The sequence below is a fragment of the Vreelandella aquamarina genome, from assembly GCF_044805175.1.
Lineage (GTDB): Bacteria > Pseudomonadota > Gammaproteobacteria > Pseudomonadales > Halomonadaceae > Vreelandella > Vreelandella aquamarina_B.
In genome coordinates this window covers 442,799-467,576 of the sequence record NZ_CP085232.1, presented here as the reverse complement: position 1 = coordinate 467,576, position 24,778 = coordinate 442,799, and the positions used below count along the sequence as shown (strand labels likewise).

Sequence of the window (24,778 nt, the reverse complement as noted above, 5' to 3'; positions counted from 1 at the left end):
ACCCATCAGGGTAGCCTCTTTAAGACAGGAATACTTTCGTGCTCATGCGCCGTCTTCACTTTCGCCTGCTTCTAGCCATTAGCATACCGCTGATCGTGGTCTCGTCTACGCTATTGCCTATTTTGAATGTGCACATGGAAACGCAGCTAGGTAGCTTGCGCGCAAAAGCGGATGCCGTACTAAAAGTGGGCCAAGAGACATTAACGCGAGATATTAACGAAAGCCTAAACTACGCTCTCGCTATTGCTGAGATGCCCGCTCTGCGGCAGTACCTCATGTTACAAAGTAGTAACGTGCTAGCTAACCAGCGCTCTGAACAGCTCTACTCGCTTAGCGAGCTGTCTCAGCTATCGACCTTTTTAGACACCTTGATTAGCCACTACCCCCGCTACTCCACCTTTGTGCTAATGGATAACCTAGGCCGTGAGATGTTGCGTGCCCCACAAAGCGCTGAAACCCGGCCTACCATCTTTGGTAACCATGCCAGTACTGACTATTTTCAAGAAGCCTCAAAGCTATTACCTCGCGATATTTATATTTCGCCCCCGGGGCGGAACTTACAGTACGAGGCCTTTAGCGGCGAAGTCATCCCTGTCGTTAATATTGCAACACCCGTTTTCAGCGCTACTGGCGATCGACTCGGTGTAGTGCTGCTTCGTCTAAACTGGGACTATTTAACCAAAGTGCTGCAACAGGCGATGTTGCTAGATAGCCAAGCCAGCATGCTACTCGTGGATGCCCAAGGGCGCTGGCTACTTAACACCTCCCCCACCCCCTCAAATCACTTAATGTTTGGTGGCAACTATGCCAACCTAGCGCCCGATTACTGGGCAGCCCTACAGCAACGTAACAAAGGCTATGCCACGTTAGATAATCACCTTTTACACTTTCAAACTGAGGATATCCGCACCCAACGCTATCGCAGCTTAGCCGGACAGCTCTTCAGTCATAGTGATTTTCACCCTTGGGTGCTAGGCGTGGCCTTTCCTCGCCCTACTTGGCAATCATTAATTAAGCAAGAAACCACCGTCGTCTGGTTCTTGCTGCTTACATACGGCATAGCCATGTCGTTTGGCGTATTTTGGGCATTTAGCAGCCAACGGCAAAGCCAGCTGCGTAGAGCAGCCCAGCGTCAGGCGATCGAAGTTAGCGACCTATATGAAAACGCACCATGCGGATACCATTCGCTGGATAAAAAAGGCCGCGTTGTCAAAATGAATAAGACAGAGCTTAAATGGCTTGGCTACCCAGAAAAAAAGGTACTTGGTAAAGCTTACTATCGTAATTTTATTTCGCCAGAGACACAGCCAGCGTTCGACGCTGCGTTTGCGAAGGTGCAACAAGGTCAAGAAGCCAGCGCCGAGTGCAGCCTGCTAACCTACCATGGCGAACGACGCCATGTGATGATTCAGGCCTCTGCTTATCAGCGCAATGGGCGATTTGTTCACTCCCGCGCGACTGTTTTTGACTTAACCGAGCGCAAACAGCTCGAAGAGAAGCTGCGCGCCCAAGCAATGACCGACCCACTCACGGGTGTCTACAACCGTCGCTATTTACAAAACCAAGCAGCGATTGAAATGGCAAGGGCACGGCGTCACCACTACCCTATTGCCCTCCTGGCAATTGATATTGACCACTTTAAACACATCAACGATGAATACGGGCACGATGCAGGCGACGATGTCTTAAAGCACTTCACTCAGGTCATTATCAGCCTACTTCGCCAAGAAGATTTGCTATGCCGCGTAGGTGGTGAAGAATTTGCCGTCCTCCTACCTAACACGGAACTCCCCCAGGCAGAGCAAGTGGCCGAGCGTATACGGAAAGCAATAGAGAATGCCGAGGTCACGATAGAGAGCGAAGGGACTCAACAAACCATAAAAGTCACTACTTCACTCGGTGTCACCTTAGTAGATGAGATAGAAACATCGCTCAAACCAGCCATTAAGCGTGCTGATATTGGGCTATATCAAGCAAAAGAGGCCGGACGAAATCGCGTCACCATCAACTAGAAAAATTAACCGCCCTTTTTCACAAAGGGCGGTTTGAACCGTACCGGTTTTCTCGGAGACCCGTTAGTTTGAGTCAAGCAGCCTTATTTGCCTGACTCTGTTGCTCATAATACATGGCTTCTCGCTCTGCTGGTGGGATGTGGCCAATCGGCTCCAGTAACCGCCGGTGATTGAACCAGTCGACCCACTCCAACGTTGCAAACTCAACCGCTTCTAGTTGCCGCCATGGTCCGCGTCGGCGAATCACTTCGGTCTTGAAAAGCCCTATCACGGTTTCAGCCATTGCGTTGTCGTACGAATCGCCCACGCTTCCGACAGAGGGCTCAATGCCGGCATCTGCTAAACGTTCCGTGTAGCGAATTGAGACGTATTGAACGCCTCGGTCGCTGTGGTGAATAAGATCACCTTTAGGTCGCTGAGGGCGCTCATGAAGCGCCTGTTCAAGCGCATCCAACACCATATCGGTTCGAGGTGTACTGGAAACTCGCCAGCCGATGATTCGGCGAGCAAACGCATCAATGACGAAGGCGACATAAACAAAGCCCTTCCATGTGGCAACGTAGGTAAAATCTGATACCCACAGTGCGTTCGGCTGAGCTGGCTGAAACTGCCGCTTGACCAAATCCGCCGGACAGGCCTTGTTAGGGTCAGATACAGTCGTACGCACCGGCTTACCACGTATCACACCGCGCAGCCCCATTTGGCGCATCAGGCGAGCGACGGTGCAGCGAGCCACCGGAGTGCCTTCTCGGTGTAGTTGACGCCAGACTTTGCGGATGCCGTAGACACCGAAGTTCTCTTCCCAGACGCGCTGAATTTCGGCCCTCAGCCAGCGCTCACGTTTATTGCGGGGAGGCGCTCGGTTGGGCTCGCGTGCGCGGGCACGATGCTCATAGTACGTCGACGGGGCGATCGGCAGGACACGGCAGATCGGCTCGACCCCGTATAACGCTCGGTAATCTTCGATAAAGTTGATCATCACTTCCCGCGGCGGTCGAGCTCCGCCTGGGCAAAATACGCAGAGGCCTTTCGTAGGATCTCGTTGGCTTGCTTCAACTCTCGGTTTTCACGCTCTAGCGCTTTGATCCGTTCACGCTCGGAGGTCGTAGCGCCTTCCCGACGCCCTGTGTCACGCTCGGCCTGTCGGACCCAACTGCGCAGTGTTTCAGGCGTACAGCCGATTTTTGGGGCGATGGCACCGAGGGCTGCCCACTGGGAGGAATAATCGGCCTCGTGGTCGAAGACCATACGTACCGCCCGCTGGCGAACTTCAGGGGAATATCGATTTGATTTACTCATGGCTCCATCCTCTCAAGGTTTGGAGCCTCCGGGAATCCCGGTACGGTTCAGTTGGGTGGCTCATCAGAGCTTTTGGAATTTCACCCCATAGTCATTGGGGTCAACCACTTCTTCCAGCCTACCTATTTGAGCAAAGTCCCCTTCCTCCAGTACGCTATCAATATTGGTATCCGGGAATGCCAGATTCTTCACGACATTTACCTTAATTGGCATTCCCTTACTGTCGATATCAATAATCCACGCCAAGAATCCACCGGAAAATTTGGCTAAGCTACCAATCGGGTAAAGCCCGTAGCATTGAATGTACTCAACCAACGTGGCTTTGTCGTAGCATTGATCGTTATCACTCACAAGGCGGTACGCATCGAGCGGTGTTCGTGGTTTTATGCCGTTACGCTCATAGGTCAGTTTGTTCACTGCCTTAATAACGGACATCAAAATCACATTTTCAGACAGTTCTGAGCCTTTCAGGCCATACGGATACCCCGTACCATCTAAACGCTCATTGGCGTGTAGCAATATATCTTGACATACGGGGCTAGGCTTCCAGTTTAATTCGGTTAGCTTATCCCACAAAGTGGTTACATGTTGTTTCAGTAATACCTTCTGCCGGGGTGTCATATTAGACTTCAGTGAGGGCAACTCCTCACTGACTAGTAACGGTTTACCCATCGTGTGCAACAAGGCACCAACAACCACTTCTCTTACCTGGGTAGAGTGCGCATCACGGATGAGCATAATATCTGCCATCTGAACAGCAACCCGCACTGCATGCCTAACCCACTCTGGTTCATTATGCAAAAAGGTAAGTGCATACAGCAGCGCTTTGCGATTTTCCCTCACTAAGTAAAGAATAGAGTCTGCGCAATCATAAATCACCTGTTCAGGAAAGTGATTTCGGCTCTTAATATACATCAACGCATACTGCATTTGATGCGCTAACTCTAAAATACCGCGCTGCATAGGCGATTGCCGCTGGCGCTTTTTTTGATCTATTTCTTCACGCTGCAACATTTTTTTCTCTCTTGCGCCTGGCACAAATAGTTGAGAGTGTCCTGTTAAACGGTCGTTGGCACCCGATCGAAAGGCAGCCTCCCTTTCTACTTCATTAACAATGTAATAAAGCTCTTCAGATTGATGCGGTTCTAAACTTGCAAACTCTATCCCCAATGCAGCATACCCATGACTTCCAAAGGGCCGCATATGCCGCACCACACCTTCTGTAAAAAAACTCGCACCGCTAGGAAACTCAATGGTGACCCCAGGCACATGCTGCCCAACTGTTAGCGGCACAGCATCTTCGATAGCAACATCGACTAAGCAGCCGCCAACAGAAAGGTTTCTCAAATTACCGGCAACAACCAACCCACCTACAAATACCTCGACACTTACTCTCGCACGCATACCCAAGATAAAAGGTATACGCACAGCGCCGCGCTGCTCCATTAAAAATACAGAACTTGGCAACTGGCACTCTAAACGGTAAGCACCACTATCTACTTTCACCACCTTAGCAGCCACATTGCTAATACTGTGAATATCACGTGCTAATGCCGAGTTTTTTACCGTGCCATCTAGCGGTCGCAGAGCCTCAATATCAAAATTAATCAAACCATTGTTTAAATAGTTATCAATACTGTGTCCATAATACTCCACCTTAAGTATTAGCAAGCCAGTTTCGATATCAAGCTCCATTATTTCAGCTTGCAGTGCATAAGGCATATCTTTCGCATAGATGCAAAGGGTATGCTGGCTTTTTAGGAATGACTGTATAACCTGTGCAGAAGGGTTGTGTAAGGGAGCAGAGGAAGCAGGCATAAAAACACCATTTTTTAAGTATTTTTTTCAGTTTAGGATGCAGTGTGGCTGCCTGCGCAGTTTAATACTTAGCCAGCTAAAAATACTAGCTATCTCTCAACATTTTTAATAAAACTTCGACAAAAGCTATAAATCTAAAATCGCGCAGATAGCTATTATCTAAAACAAGCCCAAAGCCAATACTTAATTAAAATTATTTATAATGATAGTTAACAAAAAAGCTAAAAAACAACGAATAAAATAACTGGCAGTAGAATAATAACTGCCCCTCTTCCCCCCTCCTGCACACCTCTCATATATTACGCCAGCGCCTTTGCGGCCGACATGGTTATCACCCAGAGCTACGGTGGAGCTTCCCTAAGGTCCATGCTATAGATATTAATCTGCGGCCATACACCACCCACATGCCGCACCAGCACCTGTGAGGGCTTATGCTAAACACCACCACCTGGAACCGACTTCGCTACAGCGCTTACGCCCCCTTATATGACATGGTGGTTTCCAGAGCGCTGCGCAAACCCCGCCGCTTAGCACTGGGGCAAGTCGATTGGGAACCAGGCATGCGGGTGCTGTTGGTGGGCGCGGGCACAGGTTTGGATCTCCCCTTTCTACCTCGTGAATTGGAAGTACACCTGACCGATCTCACACCCGCCATGGTCAAACGGGCCAGTGCCCGGGCCGAACGTTACCAGCGCGATGTAGCCTGCCGTGTGATGGATGCCTCTGCACTAGAGTATGAAGACGAATATTTTGATGTCGTGATAATGCACCTGATTTTGGCGGTTATGCCCAACCCAGAAAAGGGGCTAGCGGAAGCCTATCGCGTGCTAAAACCAGGCGGGCAGCTATGTGTCATGGACAAGTTCCAACCGGACTCAGCCCCCTCAACAGCAGGCCGACGAGCACTTAACATGCTTACCTCTTTTATCGCCACCGATATCACCCGGCAAGCAACGCCGCTACTCCAACAAGCGGGTTTTCATATTCAGCGTGACGAGCCTGTATTGATGAACGGGCTGTTTCGCGCCCTGCTTGCGGCTAAGTAGTCACACTGCACCACCAATAGCGATACAACCTTGATGCACATATAACCTCCATGTATAACAGATGAGACATGCACATCCGCTCACTGCCCTGGAGGTTCTATGCCAAAAGCCGCTATCAGACGCTTTCACCACCTTCCTGATGATGAACAATCACGAGTGATTGAGATGGCATGGGAAGACCGCACGCCCTTTGAAGCAATCGAAAGACTGTTTGGCCTAGGCGAACCTGATGTCATAAATATCATGCGCCACCAGCTTAAGCCTGCCTCGTTCCGCCTATGGCGTAAACGCGTGACTGGCCGCACTACCAAACATCAAGCGCTGCGCTCTCCAAATGTCCAGCGTGGCTACTGCCCCACGCAATACAAACGTTAACATACAACAGCACCTGCACTTAACGTGTCTCTGCTTTTCTTCACCCACCTGCCTATAGGCCTATAAAGAGAGTGTCGCTGACGGGGAGCTGGGATCGACCGGGTGCGCCAGCGCCTGCCAGGCGTCATAGGTGGTAAAGAACACCTGGCCAGTGAGCTCGTGATAGAACGCCGTGTGCTTTAGGCGATCCATCACTGGCCCTTTCACCTCAGCCAAGTGAAGCGTAGCCCCAGCGTCTTTCAACCGACCATTGATCGCCTCCAGGCTATCCAGTGCCGAAGCATCAATCACATTCACCGCCTGACAGATAAGGACGATGTGCTTGAGCGACGGCGAGCGGGCAGCCAGTGCCATGACGGTATCTTCGAGATAGCGGGCGTTAGCAAAATAGAGGCTTTCATCAATGCGCAGCATGGCCACATGCTCGTCGGTTTCCACCTGATGGCGCTTCACGTTACGGAAATGCTCGGTGCCCGGCACCCGCCCTACCACGGCGCTATGAGGCTGACTGGTGCGGTAAAGGTGTAGCCCCAGCGAGAGCACCACCCCGCTGATAATGCCCACTTCCACGCTATGCATAAGCGTCAGCAACAGGGTGGCGACCATCGCTACCCCGTCGCTGCGAGAGTATTGCCAAGTCCGCTTTATGGCGGGCAAATCAATCAACGTCCCCACTGCCACGATAATCGTGGCGGCCAGCGTGGCGGTGGGTAAAAAGGCCAGTAATTCAGTGAGTAGTAGCGTCGCCAACACAATCCCAAGCGCTGTAAAAGCCCCCGCCAGCGGCGTTGCTGCCCCAGCTTCAAAATTGACCACCGAACGTGAGAATCCACCCGATACCGGCGAACCGCCGCTAACGCCAGCGCCAAGGTTCGCCATGCCAAGCGCAATCAGCTCTTGGTTGGGGTCGATACGCTGGCGGCGTTTGGCAGCCAGGGTCTGCGCTACCGACACCGACTCCACAAACCCCACCAAGCTAATCAGCAATGCTGCAGGTAGCAGGCCGAGCCATAGCGATTGATCGAGATTCGGCAGCGCAACGGCAGGCAGGCCACTGGGCACAAACCCCACCACATCAACCCCGCGTTGCTCCAACTGAAAGCCCCAGGCCAGCAACGTGGTCACCATGACCGCTGAAATAGGTGCCGCTTTGACCATTAACCCTGCCCAACTGGCCGACATCCCCAGCTTGGTCAGCCAGCCATTCAAGCGCTTGCGACACACCCATAGATACGCCCATACGCCTAGGCCAATGAGTAGTGTTATCACGCTCACCTGTTGCCACTGGCTAAACAGCGCTCGCAGCAGTTCCACCACGTTATGGCCGGATGCTTCGACACCAAAAATGTGCTTCAACTGGCTGATAGCGATTAAAATTCCCGAAGCGGTCACAAACCCGGAGATCACCGGATGGCTGAGAAAGTTGACTAAAAAGCCCAGCCGGAGCACGCCCATCGCGATGAGAATCAGCCCCGAGAGCGCAGCCAGCACCAGCGCCGCGCCGATATATTCCGGGCTGCCAGGCACGGCAAAACTGCTGAGCGCCGAAGCTGTCATTAGTGCAGCCACCGCCACCGGCCCAACCGCCAAGCTCGCACTGGTGCCGAAGATGGCGTAAAGCACCAACGGCAGCATGCTGGCATAGAGCCCCATTTCCGGCGGCAACCCTGCCAGCATGGCGTAGGCCAACGCTTGCGGCACCAGCATCAGCGTGACGATCACTGCGGCGAGTACATCCCGCGTTAGCAAGCCTCGGTGATAGGTTCGCAGCCAGCCCACTAACGGCACCCAACGCTCAATGGCCATAGTAATTACTCATGTTGTGAGCTTATGTTGTGAGCTCATGTTGTGAGGTTGCGCTCAGTCCCAGGCAGCGCCTTCCAAGGCATCCAGGGGGATTTTCAGATAGCGCTTGCCGTTGGCTTCCGGCTCTGGGAGACGACCACCGCGAGTATTCACCTGCAGCGCGTGCAAAATCAGCTTGGGCATAGGCAGCTCGCTATCCCTCTTATGGCGCAGTGCGATGTACTCCTCCTCACTTTTGCCCACCAAGTGCGGATTGTTAGCACGTTGTTCAGCGATGCTACTTTCCCATTTTGGCTCGCGGCCATCGGGCATATAGTCGTGGCCGGTGAACAGCCGCGTAGCGTCAGGCAACGTGAGAATCTGCTGAATAGAGTGCCATAAGGTCTTGGCATCGCCACCGGGGAAGTCCGCTCGTGCCGTGCCGAAATCAGGCTGGAACAGGGTGTCGTGGACAAAGGCAGCATCACCGATCACGTAAGTGATGGAGGCCAGCGTATGGCCAGGGGAGTACAGCACGCGGGCGCTAAGTTCGCCGATGGCAAACGTATCGCCTTCGACAAACAGCGTGTCCCATTGTCGCCCATCGGTGGGCATCTCCGGCCAATGATAGATCTCCTTCCACAACGCCTGCACTTTGGTGACATATTGACCAATCGCCGTCGGTGCCCCGGTTTTCTCTTTTAGATACTGGGCTGCGGAAAAGTGGTCTGCATGGGGGTGTGTATCCAGTATCCATGCCACTGTCAGGCCCTTTTCTTTTATATATTCCAGCAGCGCATCAGCGCAGAAGGTGGCCGTTGCGCCAGATTTCTCATCGAAATCCAGCACTGGATCAATGATTGCGCACTGCTTGGTGGCGGGGTCGCTGACGATGTATTGAACGCTAAAGGTACGCGGATCATAAAAACCTGCCACGTCGGGTGACCCCGCACCAGTGCTTTGAGAAAAGGCAAAGGTTCGCATACGGACTCCAGACTATCTAAATGGTTGCTGATACTAAGCAACGAAATATTTTAACCGTTATAAACATAGCCCATTTTGGAATATAAGCAATCACCACGAAAAAACCGCCAGCCTGGATAACAGGTGGCGGCAATAGATGGCAGCGCTGGGTAATAAGCTGCGATGGTTTAAAACGCTTTCTCCAATGCAAAGCGCGGCTGGGTGTGGCCCTCTTTGGTAACGCTTTCGGTAAACATCGCTAGGGGGCGTACCCACAGGCCGTAATCACCGTAAAGCGCGCGATAGACCACCAGCGGTTCTTCGCTTTCGCTGTGTTGGGCGGTACCCATCACTTCGTAAAGGTTGCCTTTGTAGTGGCGGTAAATACCGGGAACAGGCGCGGTCATTCGCTTTCCTTTTGAGTCGCGTGGTTGGTGGCGGGCTGACTAGCTTTTTTGGCAAGGCGCTCCAGCACTTTGGAGGCGGCAACGAAGCCAAAGGTGCCGGTGAGAAAGGTCGCCGCGCCGAAGCCGGAGGCGCAGTCCAGCCGGGTGGCGTCACCGCTGCCGGGCTTTTGCAGGCACACTTCACCGTCGGCACTGGGGTAGACCAACTGCTCGTCGGAGTAGACGCACTCCACTGAAAAGCGCCGCTTGGGATTGCGGGAGAAGCCGTAGTCTCGGCGCAGCCGCGAGCGCACTTTGGAGAGCAGCGGGTCGTGCTCGGTGCGGGTCAAGTCCGCCACTTGAATGCGCGTGGGGTCGGTTTGCCCACCCGCCGCGCCGGTGACGGTAATCGGGATTTTGCGCCGCTTGCACCAAGCGATTAGCGCGGCCTTAGCGATCACGCTGTCGATGGCATCCACCACATGGTCGGCATCCTCGGGAATGCGCTCGGCCAGATTAGTGGGCGTGACGAAAGCGGTATCCGCGATGATCTCTATCTCGGGGGCAATCAAGCGGCAGCGCTCGGCCAGCACCTCCACTTTGGGCTGGCCGATGGTGCCATCCAGCGCGTGGAGCTGACGGTTGACGTTGGAGACACACACGTCGTCCAGATCAATCAACGTAAGCTTGCCAATACCCGAGCGGGCCAGCGCCTCTACCGTCCAGCTACCCACGCCGCCTACCCCAACCACGACCACATGGGCACGGCGGAATGCCTGCGCCGCACGCTGGCCGTAGAGGCGTCGAATACCGCCAAAACGGAAGTCATAATCGCTAGAAGAAGTCGTGGATTCGTTCAATGACATGGGCTGGCTCACAGTGCTTGCAGGGCAGAAGGCGTGGCAATGGGCGGCGTTCGCACGCTATCTAGGGGTAAATGCCCCTGCCAGCCAAACTGCTCGAACAGATTTTTCATCGTCTCATCCACGGCGCAGCTGAGCTGAATGCGCTTATCCAGCAGCGGGTGATCAAACGCTAAATAGGTCGCGGCGAGCAGCAGCCGCGGGGCGGCCAGCTGCTCGGCAAAAAAGCGGTTGTGGACACTTTTGCCGTGCTTGGCGTCGCCAATAATCGGGTAGCCACGGCGGGATAAGTGGCGGCGAATTTGATGCCGCCGCCCGGTCAGCGGCCGCGCTTCTACCAACGAGTAGCGGGCGACGGGGTAGCGGTCTACCTGCACCGGCAGCTCTACGCTGTCCAAGCGGCGAATATCGGTCATCGCGGGCATGGCGGGCATTTCGGCCTTGGGGCGCGTGCCATCCTCCTCACGCAGCGGGTAATCCAACCGCTCCTGCTCCGGTGCTTTGCCGCGTACCACCGCTAGGTAGCGCTTTTCCACCTGGCGTTCGCTAAACCCTTCGCTGAGCAAGGCAGCCACCTCGGAGGAAAGGCCAAACACTATGACACCGGAGGTGGGCCGATCCAGCCGATGCACCGGGTAGACCCGCTTGCCCAACTGGTCACGCAGGCGTTGGAGCAGAAACTCGGTTTCCCCGCGCGCCAGCGCTGAGCGATGCACTAACAGCCCAGATGGCTTATGCACCGCTACAAGATGCTCATCCTGATAAAGGATGTTGAGTGGCTGCATGGAACTCCTCGATACACAAGCATAGAACTGAGACATGACAAACTGAGGGGTGCTGAATAGCGGGCTATTGTCGCGGCTTGGCGCGCTAATGTCATCCGTTGCCCGCATACGAGGCGGGGATTTCGTCGCCATTGGCAGAGTGACGGTGGGCCAACTACTGTTACAGAGTGCCCTTTGTGAGGGCTTCCACGGATAAGGAAAGGAGCAATAATAATGCGCTATTCACTACCCCTTGCTGGTATCGCAGCGAGTATGCTGCTGGCCACCACGGTACAGGCCAATGAACCGCTTAAAGTTGAAATGCATAAGGTCAGCGCCGACGGTGTAGAGGAGTCCATCGGCACGGTGGCCATTGAGCATACCGAGTATGGCGTTCTGCTCACCCCGTCGCTCACCGGCCTGGAGCCGGGCGTGTATGGCTTTCACGTCCACCAAAATGCCAGCTGTGAACCCGCCGAGAACGACAGCGGCGAGATGACCGCCGCGTTGTCGGCAGGTGGCCACTACGACCCGGAAGAAACCGGCACTCACCAAGGCCCCTATGGTGAAGGTCATTTGGGCGACCTACCGGTGCTAACCGTGAATGAGGATGGCGAAGCCAACCTACCGGTACTGGCACCACGCTTGAGCATGGAAGACATGCCGGGCCGCAGCCTGATAATTCATGCTGGTGGCGATACCTACGCCGATGAACCGCATCTGGGCGGTGGCGGTGCCCGCATGGCCTGCGGCGTTGTTTCCTCTTAATCTGCTACTCGCACCAACCAAAAAAACGGGCAGCCTGGTAAAGGCTGCCCGTGTTTTATTGGCTTTCACTAAGCGGCGGCTGACGTCTTACTCTTCGTCGGTGGCCATCGCCATGTGTTTTTGCAGGTAGTTCTGGATACCCACTTGCTCAATCAGTTTTAGCTGCGTTTCGATATGGTCGATGTGGCCCTCTTCATCGGCCAGCAGGTCACGCAGTAGGTCGCGGGTCACGTAATCTTTTACGCTTTCGCAGTAGGTAATTGCTTCAATGTAGTCATTGCGGCCGTCGTGCTCAATCTTCAGATCGCACTCCAGCATCTCTTTGACGTTTTCACCGATGTGTAACTTACCGAGGTCTTGAAGGTTCGGAATGCCTTCCAGGAACAGGATGCGCTCAATCAGCTTGTCAGCGTGCTGCATCTCTTCGATGGACTCATCGTACTCCCACTTGGCCAGCACTTTCAGACCCCAGTCCTTGTACATCTTGGCATGCAGGAAGTACTGGTTGATAGCGACTAGTTCGTTGCCCAGTGCGATATTGAGATGCTGAATAACCTTCGGATCACCTTTCATGCCATCACCTTTTTTAGCGTTGGATCTTATCAGACGGTACTTGCCTAATCGTACTTATTTAGCAATACCGTTTTTCAAAAGTACCATTACATTAGCTAAGGAGTATAGGCCATTAAAAGGCTGACTCCCAACGATGTTGGGAGTATAGACAGAAAAGAAAAAAATTCAAACAAATCAATTATTTGCCAATGATAAGTCTAACAAGAGTGATTCGCGTCATACGGCGTAAGCGAGACTCATATCAGACTCTAAGCGAGCGGCCTGAACAGCTTCGCGGGTGAGCGACTTGGCAAAGCAGGCGCACTTACCGCACTGGGTACCGCAGCCGGTGGCTTCGCGTACTTCTCGCCAGCTGCGCGCTCCGTCGCTAACTTGTTGGCGAATCTGATGGTCGGTAACTCCCTTGCACACGCATACGTACATGGCAACACCTCATAAAGATCATGAGGTGAATGTAAATGATTCGCATACATCTTTTCAAGTAAAAACGTTGTTCTTTAGTACCGATTCGCCTTAACTCTATTAATATGCACGCTAACCTGCTGGCTCAACAGTTATTTTTTTGCCACATCCACGGAAAATTATTTTTTCGGCAAGACCACGGTTTCTGTCTTGGAAGCAATGTCTGGCCAGCTTCTGCGTTGGCCATCAAAGAGCACCCACCAGTAACCAATTCCGAAGGCAGCAAGGGAGAGCCATGCCGTGGCACAGCGAATCAGGCTCTGCTTCAAGGTAATCGCATGGCCATCTAAGGTTTGTACGCGCAGCCGCCAGGCTTGCATGCCGAGCGTCATACCTCCGCGACGCCAGGAATACACGAAGAACAGTGTCACAAAAAACAGCAGCAACAGCCGCAAGCTCCAAATATCCACTGCAGTGGAGCCGATCTCCTCTGCCGCTTGGCCCAGCACGAAGCGGAAAAACACCAAATGCACCACGGTAACCGCGATCCAAATGGCTGTGACTAAAAAGCCATCGTAAAGCATGGCGCCTAACCGTCGGCCCAGCCCGGCTGGCCAAACGTCGTCTAACTGGGTGAAGCGTCGCGTGTTTATCACTGTCTTATCCCCTATTTCAATAATGCGATCCAACTAGCCATTGCGACGCAAGAAGTAGATCCCTACTGCCGCGCAGGCAAGCGTTGGCACCAGCACTGCCCAAACGGGTGAAAAGCCAAAAATAGTGGAAGCGGGTGCCAGCAAATCTTGGACATATTTAAAGATAAGGCCCGTCACCACGCCAAAAAATACCCGCGTGCCCGCCGCTACCGAGCGCAGCGGGCCAAATACAAACGAAGCGGCAATCAGCACCAGCGAGCCCATGGTGAGCGGCAACAGCACTTTCTGCCAGAAGTAGAGCAGTGGCTGATCCGCCTGCAAGTTTTGGCTTTGCAGGAAGTTGGCGTACTCCCATAGCTCGCTGGGCGCTTGGCTTTCGATATCGCGTAGCAAGCGCTCCAACTGGGTAGGCGTTAGCGCCGTTTCCCAGGCAGCTGTTGGCTGGTAGTCCGATTCAGTGCGGTCATCGAAAATGCGTGTCGTGGTGACACCCTCCAGCAGCCAGGCGCCCTCGTCCCAGTAGGCGCGATTAGCATGGGTGGCTTCGACCAAGCGGCGCTCATCGAAGCGGTAGCGGGTTAAATCCAGCACCACGTTATCCGCCCGAATGGCCCCAAAGCGGTAAACGCTGTCGCCCTCGAACTGCCAGCCGCTGCGAGTCACCAACATGGCGCCCTCACCTTGGCGCTGCTCCAAGCGCCACGCTTCGGCGTACTGCTCAGTCCGTGGGCTGACAAACTCCGCGATGAGCAGCACCACCACTACCACCAGCAGCACGGGCTTCATCACGCCCCAGACAATTCGCGCCAGTGAACGGCCAGCCGCGCGCATCACCGTTAGCTCATTGCTAGAGGCCATGCTGCCCAGGCCAATTAGGGCACCAATCAGCACTGCCACTGGGGCGTATTGATAAAAGCGCCAGGGCAGCCGCATCCCCAAATAGAGCAGCACGTCTAGCGCGCTATAATCGCCTTGGGTATCACCTAAATCGCCAATGTAGGCAATGGTGATATCCAGCCCTAGCAGTACAAACTGCACTACCACAATGGCTGCGAGTACGTTGCGGGCGATATAGCGATCCATTTGATCCATAGCGATCAGCATTAGCGCATTCCTTTACGTTGCGAGTGCCACAGCAGCAGCAACCCAAGCCCTAAGAACAGGCCATGCACAGGCCACACGCCCACAGCGACCGCGAGAGAGCCGCCGCCGATAGCATCCACCGCGGCCAGCAACAGGCTTAAATAGGCGACATAAAGAAATACCGCAGGAAGCAGCTTGCCGAAGCGCCCTTGGCGCGGGTTCACTTTAGAGAGCGGCTGGGCCAGGAGCGCCAAAATAAATACCATGAACGGCAAGCCTACCCGCCACTGAAACTGCGCCTGGGCCCGTGGGTCCGGGTCGTTCCACAGCTCGGTGGTGGTCGCATACTCAAGCGAGTTTAGCTCCTGGCGGTCACGGCTTAGCCCTAGTCGAAGCGTATAGCGCTCAAAAATTAAACGTTCTGCATCACGCCGCCCTGGCGTTACGCCGTAGCGCTCACCATCTTCTAACACTAAAAAGCGGCTACCAGTTTCAACACTTGTCTCCTGGTAGCCCGTTCCCGCTCGGGTAATATAGCTATGCGTCTTTTCAGCACCAGCCATGGGCTGCTCATGTACCAGCACCTCCTGCATCTTTGTACCGTCGCTGGTGAAATCGGTGATGTAGGCCGTGCGCCCGCCGCCAAAATCTTGAAAGCGCCCTGGCGCTAGTACCGAGACATCCAAACGACTACGCTGCTCCTCCAACGCGGCCTCGGTCTTCAGCGCACCGGCCGGTGTTAGCCACAGGCTGCACAGCCCTACCAGCACTGCCACCACCGTTGCAGGCAGCAGGGTTACCCGTAAAAGCCGCGTAGGACTCATGCCGCAAGCCACCATCACGGTGATCTCACTATTCATATAGAGCTGCCCATAAGCCAGCAAAATACCTAGGAAAAACGACAGCGGCAGGATTAACTCCATGAACCCAGGCAAGTGAAAGGCCATCAGGCTGCCTAGAATCGTGACGGGAAAATCGCCCTCGGCGGCGTCCGAAAAATAACGGATAAAGCGGCTGCCCATAATCACCAGCAGCAGAATGCCCGCCACGGCGGACATCGTCGTTAGCACTTCACGAGTTAAGTACCGAAATAAAATCAACGCACTCTCCAACTAGTGGTGCAGGTTGCCATGCAATGCGCCCATGGCTTGGGTACACTAATCAAACTGGTAGCAAACACTAAATAACGGGGCATTATCCCGAATCACTCGTTGCTTGTCTTGTTGGAGACATCATGGAATTTTCCGTTCAGACCGCGAACCCAGCCAAAGCCGAAACGGCTTGTCTCGTTCTCCCCGTTTATAAAGGTAGCGATTTACTGCCCGCTGTCGCCAAACTAGACGATGCCAGCGAGCGGTTAATCGGCCAACTATTGGAACGTGGCGATTTCGATGCGTCGCTGGGCAATACCCAATTAGTGCCCTTCGCACCGGGCCTGGGGGCCGACCGCATTCTGCTGGTAGGCTTGGGTGAGCGTGACAAATGCCAAGAGGCTGCGTTTATTAAAGCCTTGGACGCTGCGATGACGGCCCTAACCAAGCTTCCCATCGATGAAGCCTGCGCTACCTTTACCGATGTGCCGTTGGCAGATCGCGATGCTGCTTGGAAAGCCCGCAAAACCCTGGAAGCCGCCGAGCGCGCTATCTACCGGTTTGATCAATTCAAGTCATCTCCCGCCAAAGCGCCCAGCTTAGCGAAGCTCACGCTGATTGTTAGCGATGCCGACGATGCACCGCTCGCCAAGCAAGGGGCCGCGCTAGGTACCGCAATAGGCCAAGGGATCAACTTCACCCGCACCCTGGGTAACCTGCCGGGCAATATTTGTACGCCCCGCTATTTAGCTGAGCAGGCAGAAGCGCTGGGGCGCGACTCTCAAGGCGCACTTGCCGTCGACATTTTAGACGAAGAGGCGCTGGAAACCCTGGGCGCCCACTCGTTACTCTCCGTGGGCCGTGGCAGCAACGAGCCAACACGGCTCATCGTGATGAAGTACCAAGGCGCAGAAAACCCAGAGGAAGCGCCCCACGTACTGGTAGGTAAAGGCATCACCTTCGATACCGGCGGCATTTCGTTGAAGCCCGGTGAAGGCATGGATGAGATGAAGTTTGATATGAGCGGCGCGGCCAGCGTATTCGGCACCGTCAAAGCCGTGTTGGCCATCAAACCCAAACTCAACATCGTGTTCATCGTTGCCGCCGCTGAGAACATGCCCGACGGTGCCGCCACCAAGCCAGGCGACATCATCAAGACCCTCAAAGGGCTGACGGTGGAAGTACTCAACACCGATGCCGAAGGCCGTTTGGTGCTGTGCGACGCGCTCACCTATGCCGAGCGCTTCACGCCCGCCAGCGTGGTGGATATTGCCACATTAACAGGCGCGGCCATTATTGCCCTGGGCCATCACGCCACCGGCCTGCTCTCCAATGATGACGATCTCGCCCTTGACCTGCTGGATGCCGGTGAAACCGCCTGGGACCGCGCTTGGCATCTGCCGCTATGGGATGAGTACCAGGAGCAGTTGGATTCCAACTTCGCCGACCTTGCCAACATTGGCGGTCGCCCGGCCGGCACCATTACCGCCGCCTGCTTCCTGTCGCGCTTTGCCGACCACTTCCCCTGGGCGCACCTGGATATCGCGGGCACCGCTTGGCACTCCGGCAAACAGAAAGGCGCCACCGGCCGCCCAGTGGGGCTACTCACCCAGTACCTGCTGGACCGTGAAGCCGACGCCCAGGTCGAAAATAGCGACGTCTAACCACACAAACCGGCCAACAATGGTTGCCTTTCGTTAACGCAACCGTTAAACCTGAAAGCATTAGCGTGTGCCCTTGATTCATAGGCGCACGCTACCCCAAACGATACGCTTATATACGCCCTTCGGGGCTTGGCTCTAGCGGAGAGAATACGCCGTGCCCACAGCTTCAGATACTCAGTTAGCAACACGCTTTGAAACCCTGCCATCCAATCAGCCGATGGCCGATGAGATCCGCAACAACATCCTGAAAAACCCGGGTTTTGGCAAACATTTTACCGACCACATGGCCCATGTACGCTGGACCGTCGATGCCGACTGGCACGGCCACCAAGTACGCCCCTACGGCCCGCTCACCCTGGACCCCGCCGCTTCCGTGCTGCACTACGGCCAGGAAATTTTCGAGGGCATCAAGGCGTATCGCCATGCCGACGGCTCGATTTGGACCTTCCGCCCAGAGAAAAACGCTGAGCGCTTCCGCCGCAGCGCCCGCCGCCTAGCGCTGCCCGAGCTTTCTGATGAGGACTTTATCGGCTCGTTGAAAGCGCTGCTGGCCCAAGACCACGCCTGGGTGCCTACCCCGGCAAACGATGCCGACGAGTGCAGCCTCTACCTACGCCCATTTATGATCGCCTCCGAGGCTTTCCTTGGCGTGCGCCCGGCTCACGAAGTGGACTACTACGTGATTGCATCCCCGGCGGCGGCCTACTTCAAAGGCGGTATCGAACCGGTCTCTATCTGGCTCTCTTCCCACTACAAGCGCGCGGCCCCCGGCGGTACCGGCTTTGCCAAGTGCGGTGGCAACTACGCCGCCTCCCTAGCCGCCCAAAAAGAAGCCGCTGCCAACGGCTGCAGCCAAGTGGCCTTTCTGGATGCCGCTGAAAACAAGTGGATCGAAGAGCTGGGCGGCATGAACCTATTCTTCGTTTACAAAGATGGTCGCATCGTCACGCCGCGCCTGACCGACACCATCTTGGAAGGCGTCACCCGCAACTCCGTCCTCACCCTGGCCAAGGATGCGGGCCTCACCCCAGAAGAGCGCGCGATCAGCATTGACGAGTGGCGCGAAGGTGCCGCCTCCGGCGAGATTACCGAGGTGTTCGCCTGCGGTACGGCTGCCGTGATTACCCCGGTTGGCGAACTGGTCACTGAAAACGAACGTATTCGCCTGCAGGGCGATGGCAATAACGAAGTGGCTAAGCGCATTCGCAAGACACTGCTCGACCTTCAGTATGGCCGCAGCGACGATAAGTACGGCTGGCTGACCCGGTTGGTATAACACCGCTGGTTTCACCCGCACCCTTGCCGCCACTGACCGTTGCGGCAAGGGTGCCAAGCGCGTTGACCCCGCTGGAGCCACCCATGGCACGCATCGATTTCTATATTCTGCCCGACACCACGCTGGAAGCGCGCCTACAGTTCGCCTGTAAGCTGGCCGAAACCATTCATCGCAAAGGGTACCGGCTGCACCTGCACTGCGAAGACAAAGCCCTCGCCGAGCAGGCCGACGAAGCGCTGTGGCAGTTCCGCGATGATGCTTACCTGCCCCATGCGCTGGAAGATAGCGAGCTGGCCGCCAGCGTACCCATTACCCTGGGCTGGCAAACCCTGCCCACCCCACAGGCAGAAACCGCCCTGCTCAACCTCCACCCGGATATTCCTGAGGGGATAGAGCACTACGCCCGAGTGGCAGAAATTATCAACCAGCACCAGCAAGTACTGGTCGCCAAACGCGCCTGCTGGCAGCGTTACAAGGCGCTTGGACATGAGGTCGTACCGCACAAGCTGGGGTAGTTCTGATGAATGAGAAACCTGCGTCGCTAGCAACATCACCAGAGGGTTACGCCGACTGGCTTGCTGAACTCAAAAAGCGCATTCATCAAGCGCAGCAACGGGCAACGCTGGCAGTCAATCAAGAGTTAGTACTGCTCTACTGGCAAATAGGGCAGGATATTCTACAGCGCCAAGCCGAGCAGGGCTGGGGCGCTAAGGTCATCGACCGGCTAGCCCATGATTTGCGGACAACCTTTCCCGACGTGAAAGGATTTTCTCGAGCCAACTTGATGTATATGCGTGCGTTTGCCGAAGCTTGGCCGGATGCTGAAATTGTCCAACAGGCTGTTGGACGATTACCGTGGGGGCACAACCTCGTCCTACTGAGCAAGCTAAAAGATTACTCAGATCGTTTAGCCTATGCCCATGCTGCCTTAGAGCATGGTTGGTCACGCAACATACTGGTGATGCAGATTGAGACCCGCTTACTGGAACGCCAAGGGGCTGCTGTCACCAACTTCGAGGCCAGCTTGCCTAAGCCACAATCAGACTTAGCTCGAGAATCGTTGAAAGACCCTTACCGCTTTGATTTTCTTGGGCTGTCTGCCGAGTCACAGGAGCGTGAAGTAGAAGGAGCATTGGTACGTCATGTGACAGAGTTTTTGCTTGAGCTGGGTGCAGGCTTCGCTTTCGTCGGACGGCAAGTGTTGCTGGATGTAGGCGGCGAAGAGTTTTTCCTGGATCTGCTGTTCTACCATCTCAAGTTACGCTGTTATGTCGTCATCGAGCTAAAGACTGGCAAGTTCAAGCCCGAACACCTGGGACAACTGGGCTTTTATCTCACGGCAGTTGATCGCCAGCTTAAGAATGAACACGACAATCCGAGCATTGGCCTATTACTTTGTAAGAGCAAAAACAAGATCGTGGCCGAATATGCGTTAAGCGACAAATCCCAGCCAATGGGCATTGCAGAGTACAAGCTACTGGAATCGCTACCCGCTGAGCTGCAAACCGGCCTGCCCAGCATCAAGCAGATCGAGCAGGAGCTTGGTGATAGTGACCGCATGGGAGAAAATAATACTTAGCGCCTTTACCCAGCGCTTCTGACACTGCAGTGCTTCACTAGCAGCCATGGCGTTGCCAAACGCGCCTGCTGGCAGCGCTACAAAGCGCTTGGACATGAGGTCGTACCGCACAAGCTGGGGTAGCGCTCTACAAGTTAAAAGTCCCAAGCCCCATAACAACAACTCAATGGATGAGACTGCCGATGCTTTCCCATACCTTGTTAGCCCGCACGCCACTAGCGGTTATCGTCATCGCCCAGCTGTTTGGCACCTCGCTATGGTTTAGCGTTAACGGCGTTGGCTTAGCGCTTCAGGAAGCCGTAGGCCTGAGCGAGAGCGACCTCGGGCTACTCACCATTGCCGTGCAGGCGGGCTTTATTACTGGCACCCTGCTGATTGCCACCACTGGCCTAGCCGACCGGGTGCGCGCCAGCCACCTGTTTGCGATGTCTGCCGTACTCGGCGCGCTGATTAACGCGGCCTTTATTAGCGTCGCGGATAGCGTCACATTAGCGGCAGTGGCGCGTTTCTTCGTCGGGCTTTGCCTTGCGGGCATCTACCCACTCGGCATGAAGCTAGTGGTGAGCTGGACACCCACTCATGCAGGCTCGGCGCTTGGCTGGCTGGTCGGTATGCTCACCCTTGGCATTGCTTCGCCGCACCTGCTGCGTGGCCTTACCCTACACCTGCCTTGGCAGTGGCCGCTGCTGTTGGCATCTGCCCTCGCCCTATTGGCTGCGCTGATGATTTTCCAGCTCGGCGTTGGGCCACACCTTCCGGCTAAGGCCAACGGCGGGCGGCCCTGGGCAGGGCTTGCCGCATTTAAGCAAAAGAACTTCCGCGCCGCCGCGCTAGGTTACTTTGGCCACTGCTGGGAGCTTTACGCCCTCTGGGCACTGGTGCCCTTTTTGGTCGCCAGAGAGCTGGAACGCTTAGGCGCAGCCCCCGGCCTGCAGCCGTGGCTCAGCTTTGCGGTCATCGCCCTGGGGCTTCCCGGCTGCGTATGGGCAGGTGGGTGGAGCCGACGTATCGGTAGCGCGCGGGTCGCGTTTATTGCGCTGGCGGTATCTGGCACGCTGTGTCTTATCTATCCGCTGTTAGGTGGCACTTCCCCCTGGCTGCTAATGGCGTTACTCGCGTTTTGGGGCGTTAGCGTGATTGCCGACTCCGCCCAGTTCTCTGCCCTGGCCTCCGCTAGCGCGCCCCCCGAGCGGCTAGGCGCGGCGCTGGCCATGATGAATGCGATTGGTTTTGGCCTAACGATTCCTTCGATTGCCCTGGTAACGGCCTTATGGGCCAACCAAGGCCCCTGGGTGATCTGGTGGCTGCTGCCTGGGCCAGTGCTTGGGCTGATAGCCATGCGTGGATTGCACCTGCGGACGCATCTCCGTACAACACAACCCTGACGAGCGCAGGGCGTTCGCGCTATACTTGCCCCCATTTTTTGCAAGCCGTGAGCCGACTCCCCATGGAAAAGACCTACCAACCCGAACAGATCGAAACCCGCTGGTACGAACGCTGGGAAGCCGATAACCGCTTCGCCCCGTCTGGCCGCGGCAAACCCTTCTCGATCATGATTCCGCCGCCCAACGTGACCGGCAGCCTGCACATGGGCCACGCGTTCCAGGACACCATCATGGATACCCTGACGCGCTGGAAGCGGATGCAGGGCAACAACACCCTGTGGCAGGTAGGCACCGACCATGCCGGTATCGCTACGCAGATGCTGGTGGAGCGTAAGATTGCCGCCGAAGAGGGCAAAACCCGCCACGACCTCGGCCGCGATGCGTTTATCGATAAAGTGTGGGAGTGGAAGGAAGAGTCCGGCGGCCACATTACCCGCCAGCTGCGCCGCATGGGCGCCAGCGTCGACTGGAGCCGCGAACGCTTCACTATGGACGACGGCTTCTATAAAGCGGTTCAAGAAGTCTTCGTGCGCCTGCATGAAGAGGGCTTGATCTACCGCGGCAAGCGCTTGGTGAACTGGGACCCCACCCTGCACACCGCCATTTCCGACCTGGAAGTGGAAAACAAGGAGCAGCAGGGCAGCTTCTGGCACTTCCGCTACCCGCTGGCCGATGGCGTCAAAACCGCCGACGGTAAGGATTACGTAGTGGTCGCCACCACCCGCCCGGAAACCCTGCTGGGCGATACCGGCGTGGCGGTCAACCCAGACGACCCGCGCTACGCCTCCTTGGTGGGCAAGTTCATCGAGCTGCCGCTGGTAGGTCGCCGCATTCCCATCGTGGCGGATGAGCACGCCGACATGGAGAAAGGCTCCGGCTGCGTGAAGATCACCCCAGCCCACGACTTTAACGACTACGAGGTCGGCAAGCGCCATAACCACTTGCTGATCAACGTCTTCACCAAAGATGCGACGATTCTTGAGCAGGCGGAAATTTTCGACCTGAAAGGTCAGCCGCAGCCCGATGAAGACGCTACCCTGCCGGCCAAATACGCGGGCTTGGATCGCTTTGAAGCACGCAAGCAGATCGTTGCGGATATGGAGGCACTCGGCCTGCTGGAGCAGGTGGAGAGCGTTAACAACACCTTGCCCTACGGCGACCGCTCCGGCGATGTCATCGAGCCGCTGCTCACCGACCAGTGGTTCGTGGCAGTGGAGAGCCTCGCCAAGCCCGCCATCGAAGCGGTAGAGAACGGCGACATTCAGTTCGTGCCGAAGAACTACGAGAACATGTATTTCGCCTGGATGCGTGACCTGCAGGACTGGTGTATCTCTCGCCAGCTGTGGTGGGGCCACCGCATTCCCGCTTGGTACGACGCCGACGGCAATGTTTACGTGGCCAGAAGCGAAGAGGAAGCCCGCGAGAAGCATGGCCTGGGCGCTGACGTGGCACTGACCCAGGACGAAGACGTGCTGGACACCTGGTTCAGCTCGGGCCTGTGGACGTTTGGCACTCTGGGCTGGCCGGAAAAAACCCCAGAGCTGGAAACCTTCCACCCCTCCAGCGTGCTGGTGACGGGTTTTGACATCATCTTCTTCTGGGTCGCCCGGATGATCATGATGACGCTGAAATTCACCGGCGAAGTGCCCTTCAAAACCGTCTACGTACACGGTTTGGTGCGCGACGGCCAGGGCCAGAAGATGTCCAAATCCAAGGGCAACGTGCTGGACCCTATCGACCTGATCGATGGCATCAGCTTAGACGCGCTGCTGGAAAAACGCACCGGCAACATGATGCAGCCTCAGAAAGCTAAAGCGATTGCCAAGGCGACCAAAGAAGAGTTCAAAGACGGTATCGAAGCCCACGGCACCGATGCGCTGCGCTTTACGTTCCTTTCCCAGGCCACCACCGGGCGCGATATCAAGTTTGATATGAACCGCCTGGACGGCTACCGCAACTTCTGTAACAAGCTGTGGAACGCCTCTCGCTACGTGCTGATGAATGCCGAAGGCGAAGATTGCGGCACCAACGGCGAAGAGGTCGAACTCTCTCTTGCGGATCGCTGGATTATCTCCCAGCTACAGAAAACCGAAGCGCAAGTCACCAAAGCCATGGACGAGTATCGCTTCGACCACGCCTCCCAAGCGCTGTATGAGTTCGTTTGGAACGAGTACTGCGACTGGTATCTGGAACTGTCCAAGCCTGTTTTATGGGACGAAGCGGCCAGTGCCGAAGCCAAACGCGGCACCCGCCGCACCCTGGTGCGGGTACTGGAAACCATTCTGCGCTTGGCCCACCCGATGATGCCCTACATCTCGGAAGAGATTTGGCAGCGGGTGGCACCGCTGGCGGGCACCTACGTGGGCGATGGTGCCTCCATCATGCATCAGGCGTGGCCGGAAGCCGACGAGAGCAAGATCGACGAGCAGGCCACCCGCGACATCGAATGGCTGAAAGGCGTGATTATCGCCGTGCGCAACATCCGCGCCGAGATGAATATTGCCCCCGGCAAGCCGCTGGATGTGCTGCTGACCAAAGGCCAGCCCGAAGACGCCGAGCGTCTGGAGCAGAACCGCCGCTTCTTGGCCAAGCTGGCCAAGCTGGAAAGCGTGACGTGGCTAGCCAACCCAGAAGACGCCCCGCTTTCGGCCACGCAGCTGGTCGGCGATATGGAAGTGCTGGTGCCCATGGCGGATTTGATCGATAAAGACGCGGAGCTTGCTCGCCTCGCCAAAGAGATCGAAAAGCAGGATAAGCTTATCGGCGGCATCGAGAAGAAGCTGGGCAACGAGGGCTTCATCGCCAAAGCCCCCGACGCCGTGATCGAAAAAGAGCGCGGCAAGCTAGCGGAATTCCAATCAGCCAAAAAGCTGTTGGAAGAGCAGCAGGCTAAAATTTCGGCCATGTAAGTAAGTCAGTGCTTACTTATTCATCTCAACGGCACCCCATCGGGTGCCGTTGTCGTTAATACAGCCGCCGTTTTTCACACT

Annotated in this window: 22 protein-coding genes and 1 other annotated feature; of the genes, 10 read left to right on the top strand and 12 right to left on the bottom strand. The window is 55.7% G+C overall.

What is annotated here, in order from left to right; translation table 11 throughout:
• Nucleotides 1-44: 44 nt before the first annotated feature.
• Nucleotides 45-2,012: a GGDEF domain-containing protein gene (locus LG300_RS02215; protein ID WP_404377963.1), complete on the top strand. Its 1,968-nt coding sequence runs from the start codon at nucleotides 45-47 to the stop codon at nucleotides 2,010-2,012.
• 73 nt (nucleotides 2,013-2,085) lie between these two features.
• Here the strand turns inward: LG300_RS02215 and LG300_RS02210 are convergent.
• Both LG300_RS02210 and LG300_RS02205 read right to left on the bottom strand, forming a co-directional pair.
• Nucleotides 2,086-3,311 (bottom strand): IS3 family transposase gene (locus LG300_RS02210; RefSeq protein WP_336275339.1). Its coding sequence is split into 2 segments (ribosomal slippage): nucleotides 2,086-3,026 and nucleotides 3,026-3,311, totalling 1,227 coding nucleotides; the frame shifts between segments, so codons are not numbered across the junction.
• Nucleotides 2,917-3,033 (bottom strand) — a sequence feature (AL1L pseudoknot). It overlaps the preceding gene by 117 nt.
• Before the next feature lie 63 nt (nucleotides 3,312-3,374).
• Complete coding sequence (locus LG300_RS02205; protein ID WP_404376786.1) at nucleotides 3,375-5,129, bottom strand: HD domain-containing phosphohydrolase; 1,755 nt, start codon at nucleotides 5,127-5,129, stop codon at nucleotides 3,375-3,377.
• 431 nt (nucleotides 5,130-5,560) lie between these two features.
• Between LG300_RS02205 and LG300_RS02200 the strand changes: the two genes are divergently transcribed.
• On the top strand, nucleotides 5,561-6,175 hold the full coding sequence (locus LG300_RS02200; RefSeq protein ID WP_404376785.1) for a class I SAM-dependent methyltransferase: 615 nt from the start codon (nucleotides 5,561-5,563) through the stop codon (nucleotides 6,173-6,175).
• A gap of 99 nt (nucleotides 6,176-6,274) precedes the next feature.
• On the top strand, nucleotides 6,275-6,550 hold the full coding sequence (locus LG300_RS02195) for a TIGR03643 family protein (protein WP_404376784.1): 276 nt from the start codon (nucleotides 6,275-6,277) through the stop codon (nucleotides 6,548-6,550).
• 60 nt (nucleotides 6,551-6,610) lie between these two features.
• Here LG300_RS02195 and LG300_RS02190 read toward each other — a convergent pair whose 3' ends face one another.
• The 5 genes from LG300_RS02190 to LG300_RS02170 all read right to left on the bottom strand — a co-directional run bounded on the left by LG300_RS02190 (nucleotide 6,611) and on the right by LG300_RS02170 (nucleotide 11,332).
• Entirely contained in the window at nucleotides 6,611-8,356 is a 1,746-nt protein-coding gene (locus LG300_RS02190; protein WP_404376783.1) for a SulP family inorganic anion transporter, read from the bottom strand.
• Nucleotides 8,357-8,410: 54 nt separating this feature from the next.
• Complete coding sequence (locus LG300_RS02185) at nucleotides 8,411-9,319, bottom strand: MBL fold metallo-hydrolase (protein ID WP_404376782.1); 909 nt, start codon at nucleotides 9,317-9,319, stop codon at nucleotides 8,411-8,413.
• A 167-nt stretch (nucleotides 9,320-9,486) separates the two neighbouring features.
• Nucleotides 9,487-9,705 carry a DUF1653 domain-containing protein gene (locus LG300_RS02180; RefSeq protein WP_404376781.1) on the bottom strand — a complete coding sequence of 73 codons (219 nt, stop codon included), beginning with the start codon at nucleotides 9,703-9,705 and terminating at the stop codon, nucleotides 9,487-9,489.
• The gene (tcdA, locus tag LG300_RS02175; RefSeq protein ID WP_404376780.1) at nucleotides 9,702-10,550 is read right to left on the bottom strand and encodes a tRNA cyclic N6-threonylcarbamoyladenosine(37) synthase TcdA; all 849 of its coding nucleotides are present in this window, start codon (nucleotides 10,548-10,550) and stop codon (nucleotides 9,702-9,704) included. Before tcdA ends, LG300_RS02180 begins: the two co-directional genes overlap by 4 nt.
• 8 nt (nucleotides 10,551-10,558) lie before the next feature.
• A complete protein-coding gene (locus tag LG300_RS02170; RefSeq protein WP_404376779.1) occupies nucleotides 10,559-11,332 on the bottom strand; it encodes a pseudouridine synthase in 774 nt (257 codons plus the stop codon).
• A 213-nt stretch (nucleotides 11,333-11,545) separates the two neighbouring features.
• Between LG300_RS02170 and sodC the strand changes: the two genes are divergently transcribed.
• The gene (sodC, locus tag LG300_RS02165; RefSeq protein WP_404376777.1) at nucleotides 11,546-12,079 is read left to right on the top strand and encodes a superoxide dismutase [Cu-Zn] SodC; all 534 of its coding nucleotides are present in this window, start codon (nucleotides 11,546-11,548) and stop codon (nucleotides 12,077-12,079) included.
• A gap of 87 nt (nucleotides 12,080-12,166) precedes the next feature.
• Here the strand turns inward: sodC and bfr are convergent, their stop codons facing one another.
• The 5 genes from bfr to lptF form a co-directional block, all read right to left on the bottom strand.
• Nucleotides 12,167-12,652, bottom strand: coding sequence for a bacterioferritin (gene bfr / locus LG300_RS02160; protein WP_404376776.1), 486 nt, complete (start codon nucleotides 12,650-12,652; stop codon nucleotides 12,167-12,169).
• A 216-nt stretch (nucleotides 12,653-12,868) separates the two neighbouring features.
• The gene (locus tag LG300_RS02155; protein ID WP_044630650.1) at nucleotides 12,869-13,075 is read right to left on the bottom strand and encodes a bacterioferritin-associated ferredoxin; all 207 of its coding nucleotides are present in this window, start codon (nucleotides 13,073-13,075) and stop codon (nucleotides 12,869-12,871) included.
• A 158-nt stretch (nucleotides 13,076-13,233) separates the two neighbouring features.
• Nucleotides 13,234-13,707: an RDD family protein gene (locus LG300_RS02150; protein ID WP_404377962.1), complete on the bottom strand. Its 474-nt coding sequence runs from the start codon at nucleotides 13,705-13,707 to the stop codon at nucleotides 13,234-13,236.
• 36 nt (nucleotides 13,708-13,743) lie between these two features.
• Nucleotides 13,744-14,814, bottom strand: coding sequence for an LPS export ABC transporter permease LptG (lptG, locus tag LG300_RS02145; protein WP_404376775.1), 1,071 nt, complete (start codon nucleotides 14,812-14,814; stop codon nucleotides 13,744-13,746).
• Nucleotides 14,814-15,893 carry an LPS export ABC transporter permease LptF gene (lptF, locus tag LG300_RS02140; RefSeq protein WP_404376773.1) on the bottom strand — a complete coding sequence of 360 codons (1,080 nt, stop codon included), beginning with the start codon at nucleotides 15,891-15,893 and terminating at the stop codon, nucleotides 14,814-14,816. Before lptF ends, lptG begins: the two co-directional genes overlap by 1 nt.
• A gap of 134 nt (nucleotides 15,894-16,027) precedes the next feature.
• Between lptF and LG300_RS02135 the strand changes: the two genes are divergently transcribed.
• From LG300_RS02135 to LG300_RS02110, 6 genes are all read left to right on the top strand, one after another.
• Nucleotides 16,028-17,548 carry a leucyl aminopeptidase gene (locus LG300_RS02135; protein WP_404376772.1) on the top strand — a complete coding sequence of 507 codons (1,521 nt, stop codon included), beginning with the start codon at nucleotides 16,028-16,030 and terminating at the stop codon, nucleotides 17,546-17,548.
• A 154-nt stretch (nucleotides 17,549-17,702) separates the two neighbouring features.
• Nucleotides 17,703-18,824, top strand: a complete 1,122-nt coding sequence (locus LG300_RS02130; protein ID WP_404376771.1) for a branched-chain amino acid aminotransferase — start codon at nucleotides 17,703-17,705, stop codon at nucleotides 18,822-18,824.
• A gap of 83 nt (nucleotides 18,825-18,907) precedes the next feature.
• On the top strand, nucleotides 18,908-19,339 hold the full coding sequence (locus LG300_RS02125) for a DNA polymerase III subunit chi (RefSeq protein ID WP_404376770.1): 432 nt from the start codon (nucleotides 18,908-18,910) through the stop codon (nucleotides 19,337-19,339).
• Nucleotides 19,340-19,344: 5 nt separating this feature from the next.
• Entirely contained in the window at nucleotides 19,345-20,403 is a 1,059-nt protein-coding gene (locus LG300_RS02120) for a YhcG family protein (protein ID WP_404376769.1), read from the top strand.
• Between the two features lie 182 nt (nucleotides 20,404-20,585).
• Nucleotides 20,586-21,788, top strand: a complete 1,203-nt coding sequence (locus tag LG300_RS02115; protein WP_404376768.1) for an MFS transporter — start codon at nucleotides 20,586-20,588, stop codon at nucleotides 21,786-21,788.
• Nucleotides 21,789-21,850: 62 nt separating this feature from the next.
• Nucleotides 21,851-24,697 (top strand): valine--tRNA ligase, encoded by a 2,847-nt coding sequence (locus LG300_RS02110; protein ID WP_404376767.1) that lies wholly within the window; start codon nucleotides 21,851-21,853, stop codon nucleotides 24,695-24,697.
• Nucleotides 24,698-24,778: the final 81 nt, after the last annotated feature.

Coding starts and splice junctions, on each gene's coding strand:
- LG300_RS02215 (WP_404377963.1), top strand. CDS start 45: ATGCGCCGTCTTCACTTTCGCCTGCTTCTAGCCATTAGCATACCGCTG.
- LG300_RS02205 (WP_404376786.1), bottom strand. CDS start 5,129: ATGCCTGCTTCCTCTGCTCCCTTACACAACCCTTCTGCACAGGTTATA.
- LG300_RS02200 (WP_404376785.1), top strand. CDS start 5,561: ATGCTAAACACCACCACCTGGAACCGACTTCGCTACAGCGCTTACGCC.
- LG300_RS02195 (WP_404376784.1), top strand. CDS start 6,275: ATGCCAAAAGCCGCTATCAGACGCTTTCACCACCTTCCTGATGATGAA.
- LG300_RS02190 (WP_404376783.1), bottom strand. CDS start 8,356: ATGGCCATTGAGCGTTGGGTGCCGTTAGTGGGCTGGCTGCGAACCTAT.
- LG300_RS02185 (WP_404376782.1), bottom strand. CDS start 9,319: ATGCGAACCTTTGCCTTTTCTCAAAGCACTGGTGCGGGGTCACCCGAC.
- LG300_RS02180 (WP_404376781.1), bottom strand. CDS start 9,705: ATGACCGCGCCTGTTCCCGGTATTTACCGCCACTACAAAGGCAACCTT.
- tcdA (WP_404376780.1), bottom strand. CDS start 10,550: ATGTCATTGAACGAATCCACGACTTCTTCTAGCGATTATGACTTCCGT.
- LG300_RS02170 (WP_404376779.1), bottom strand. CDS start 11,332: ATGCAGCCACTCAACATCCTTTATCAGGATGAGCATCTTGTAGCGGTG.
- sodC (WP_404376777.1), top strand. CDS start 11,546: ATGCGCTATTCACTACCCCTTGCTGGTATCGCAGCGAGTATGCTGCTG.
- bfr (WP_404376776.1), bottom strand. CDS start 12,652: ATGAAAGGTGATCCGAAGGTTATTCAGCATCTCAATATCGCACTGGGC.
- LG300_RS02155 (WP_044630650.1), bottom strand. CDS start 13,075: ATGTACGTATGCGTGTGCAAGGGAGTTACCGACCATCAGATTCGCCAA.
- lptG (WP_404376775.1), bottom strand. CDS start 14,814: ATGCTGATCGCTATGGATCAAATGGATCGCTATATCGCCCGCAACGTA.
- LG300_RS02135 (WP_404376772.1), top strand. CDS start 16,028: ATGGAATTTTCCGTTCAGACCGCGAACCCAGCCAAAGCCGAAACGGCT.
- LG300_RS02125 (WP_404376770.1), top strand. CDS start 18,908: ATGGCACGCATCGATTTCTATATTCTGCCCGACACCACGCTGGAAGCG.
- LG300_RS02120 (WP_404376769.1), top strand. CDS start 19,345: ATGAATGAGAAACCTGCGTCGCTAGCAACATCACCAGAGGGTTACGCC.
- LG300_RS02115 (WP_404376768.1), top strand. CDS start 20,586: ATGCTTTCCCATACCTTGTTAGCCCGCACGCCACTAGCGGTTATCGTC.
- LG300_RS02110 (WP_404376767.1), top strand. CDS start 21,851: ATGGAAAAGACCTACCAACCCGAACAGATCGAAACCCGCTGGTACGAA.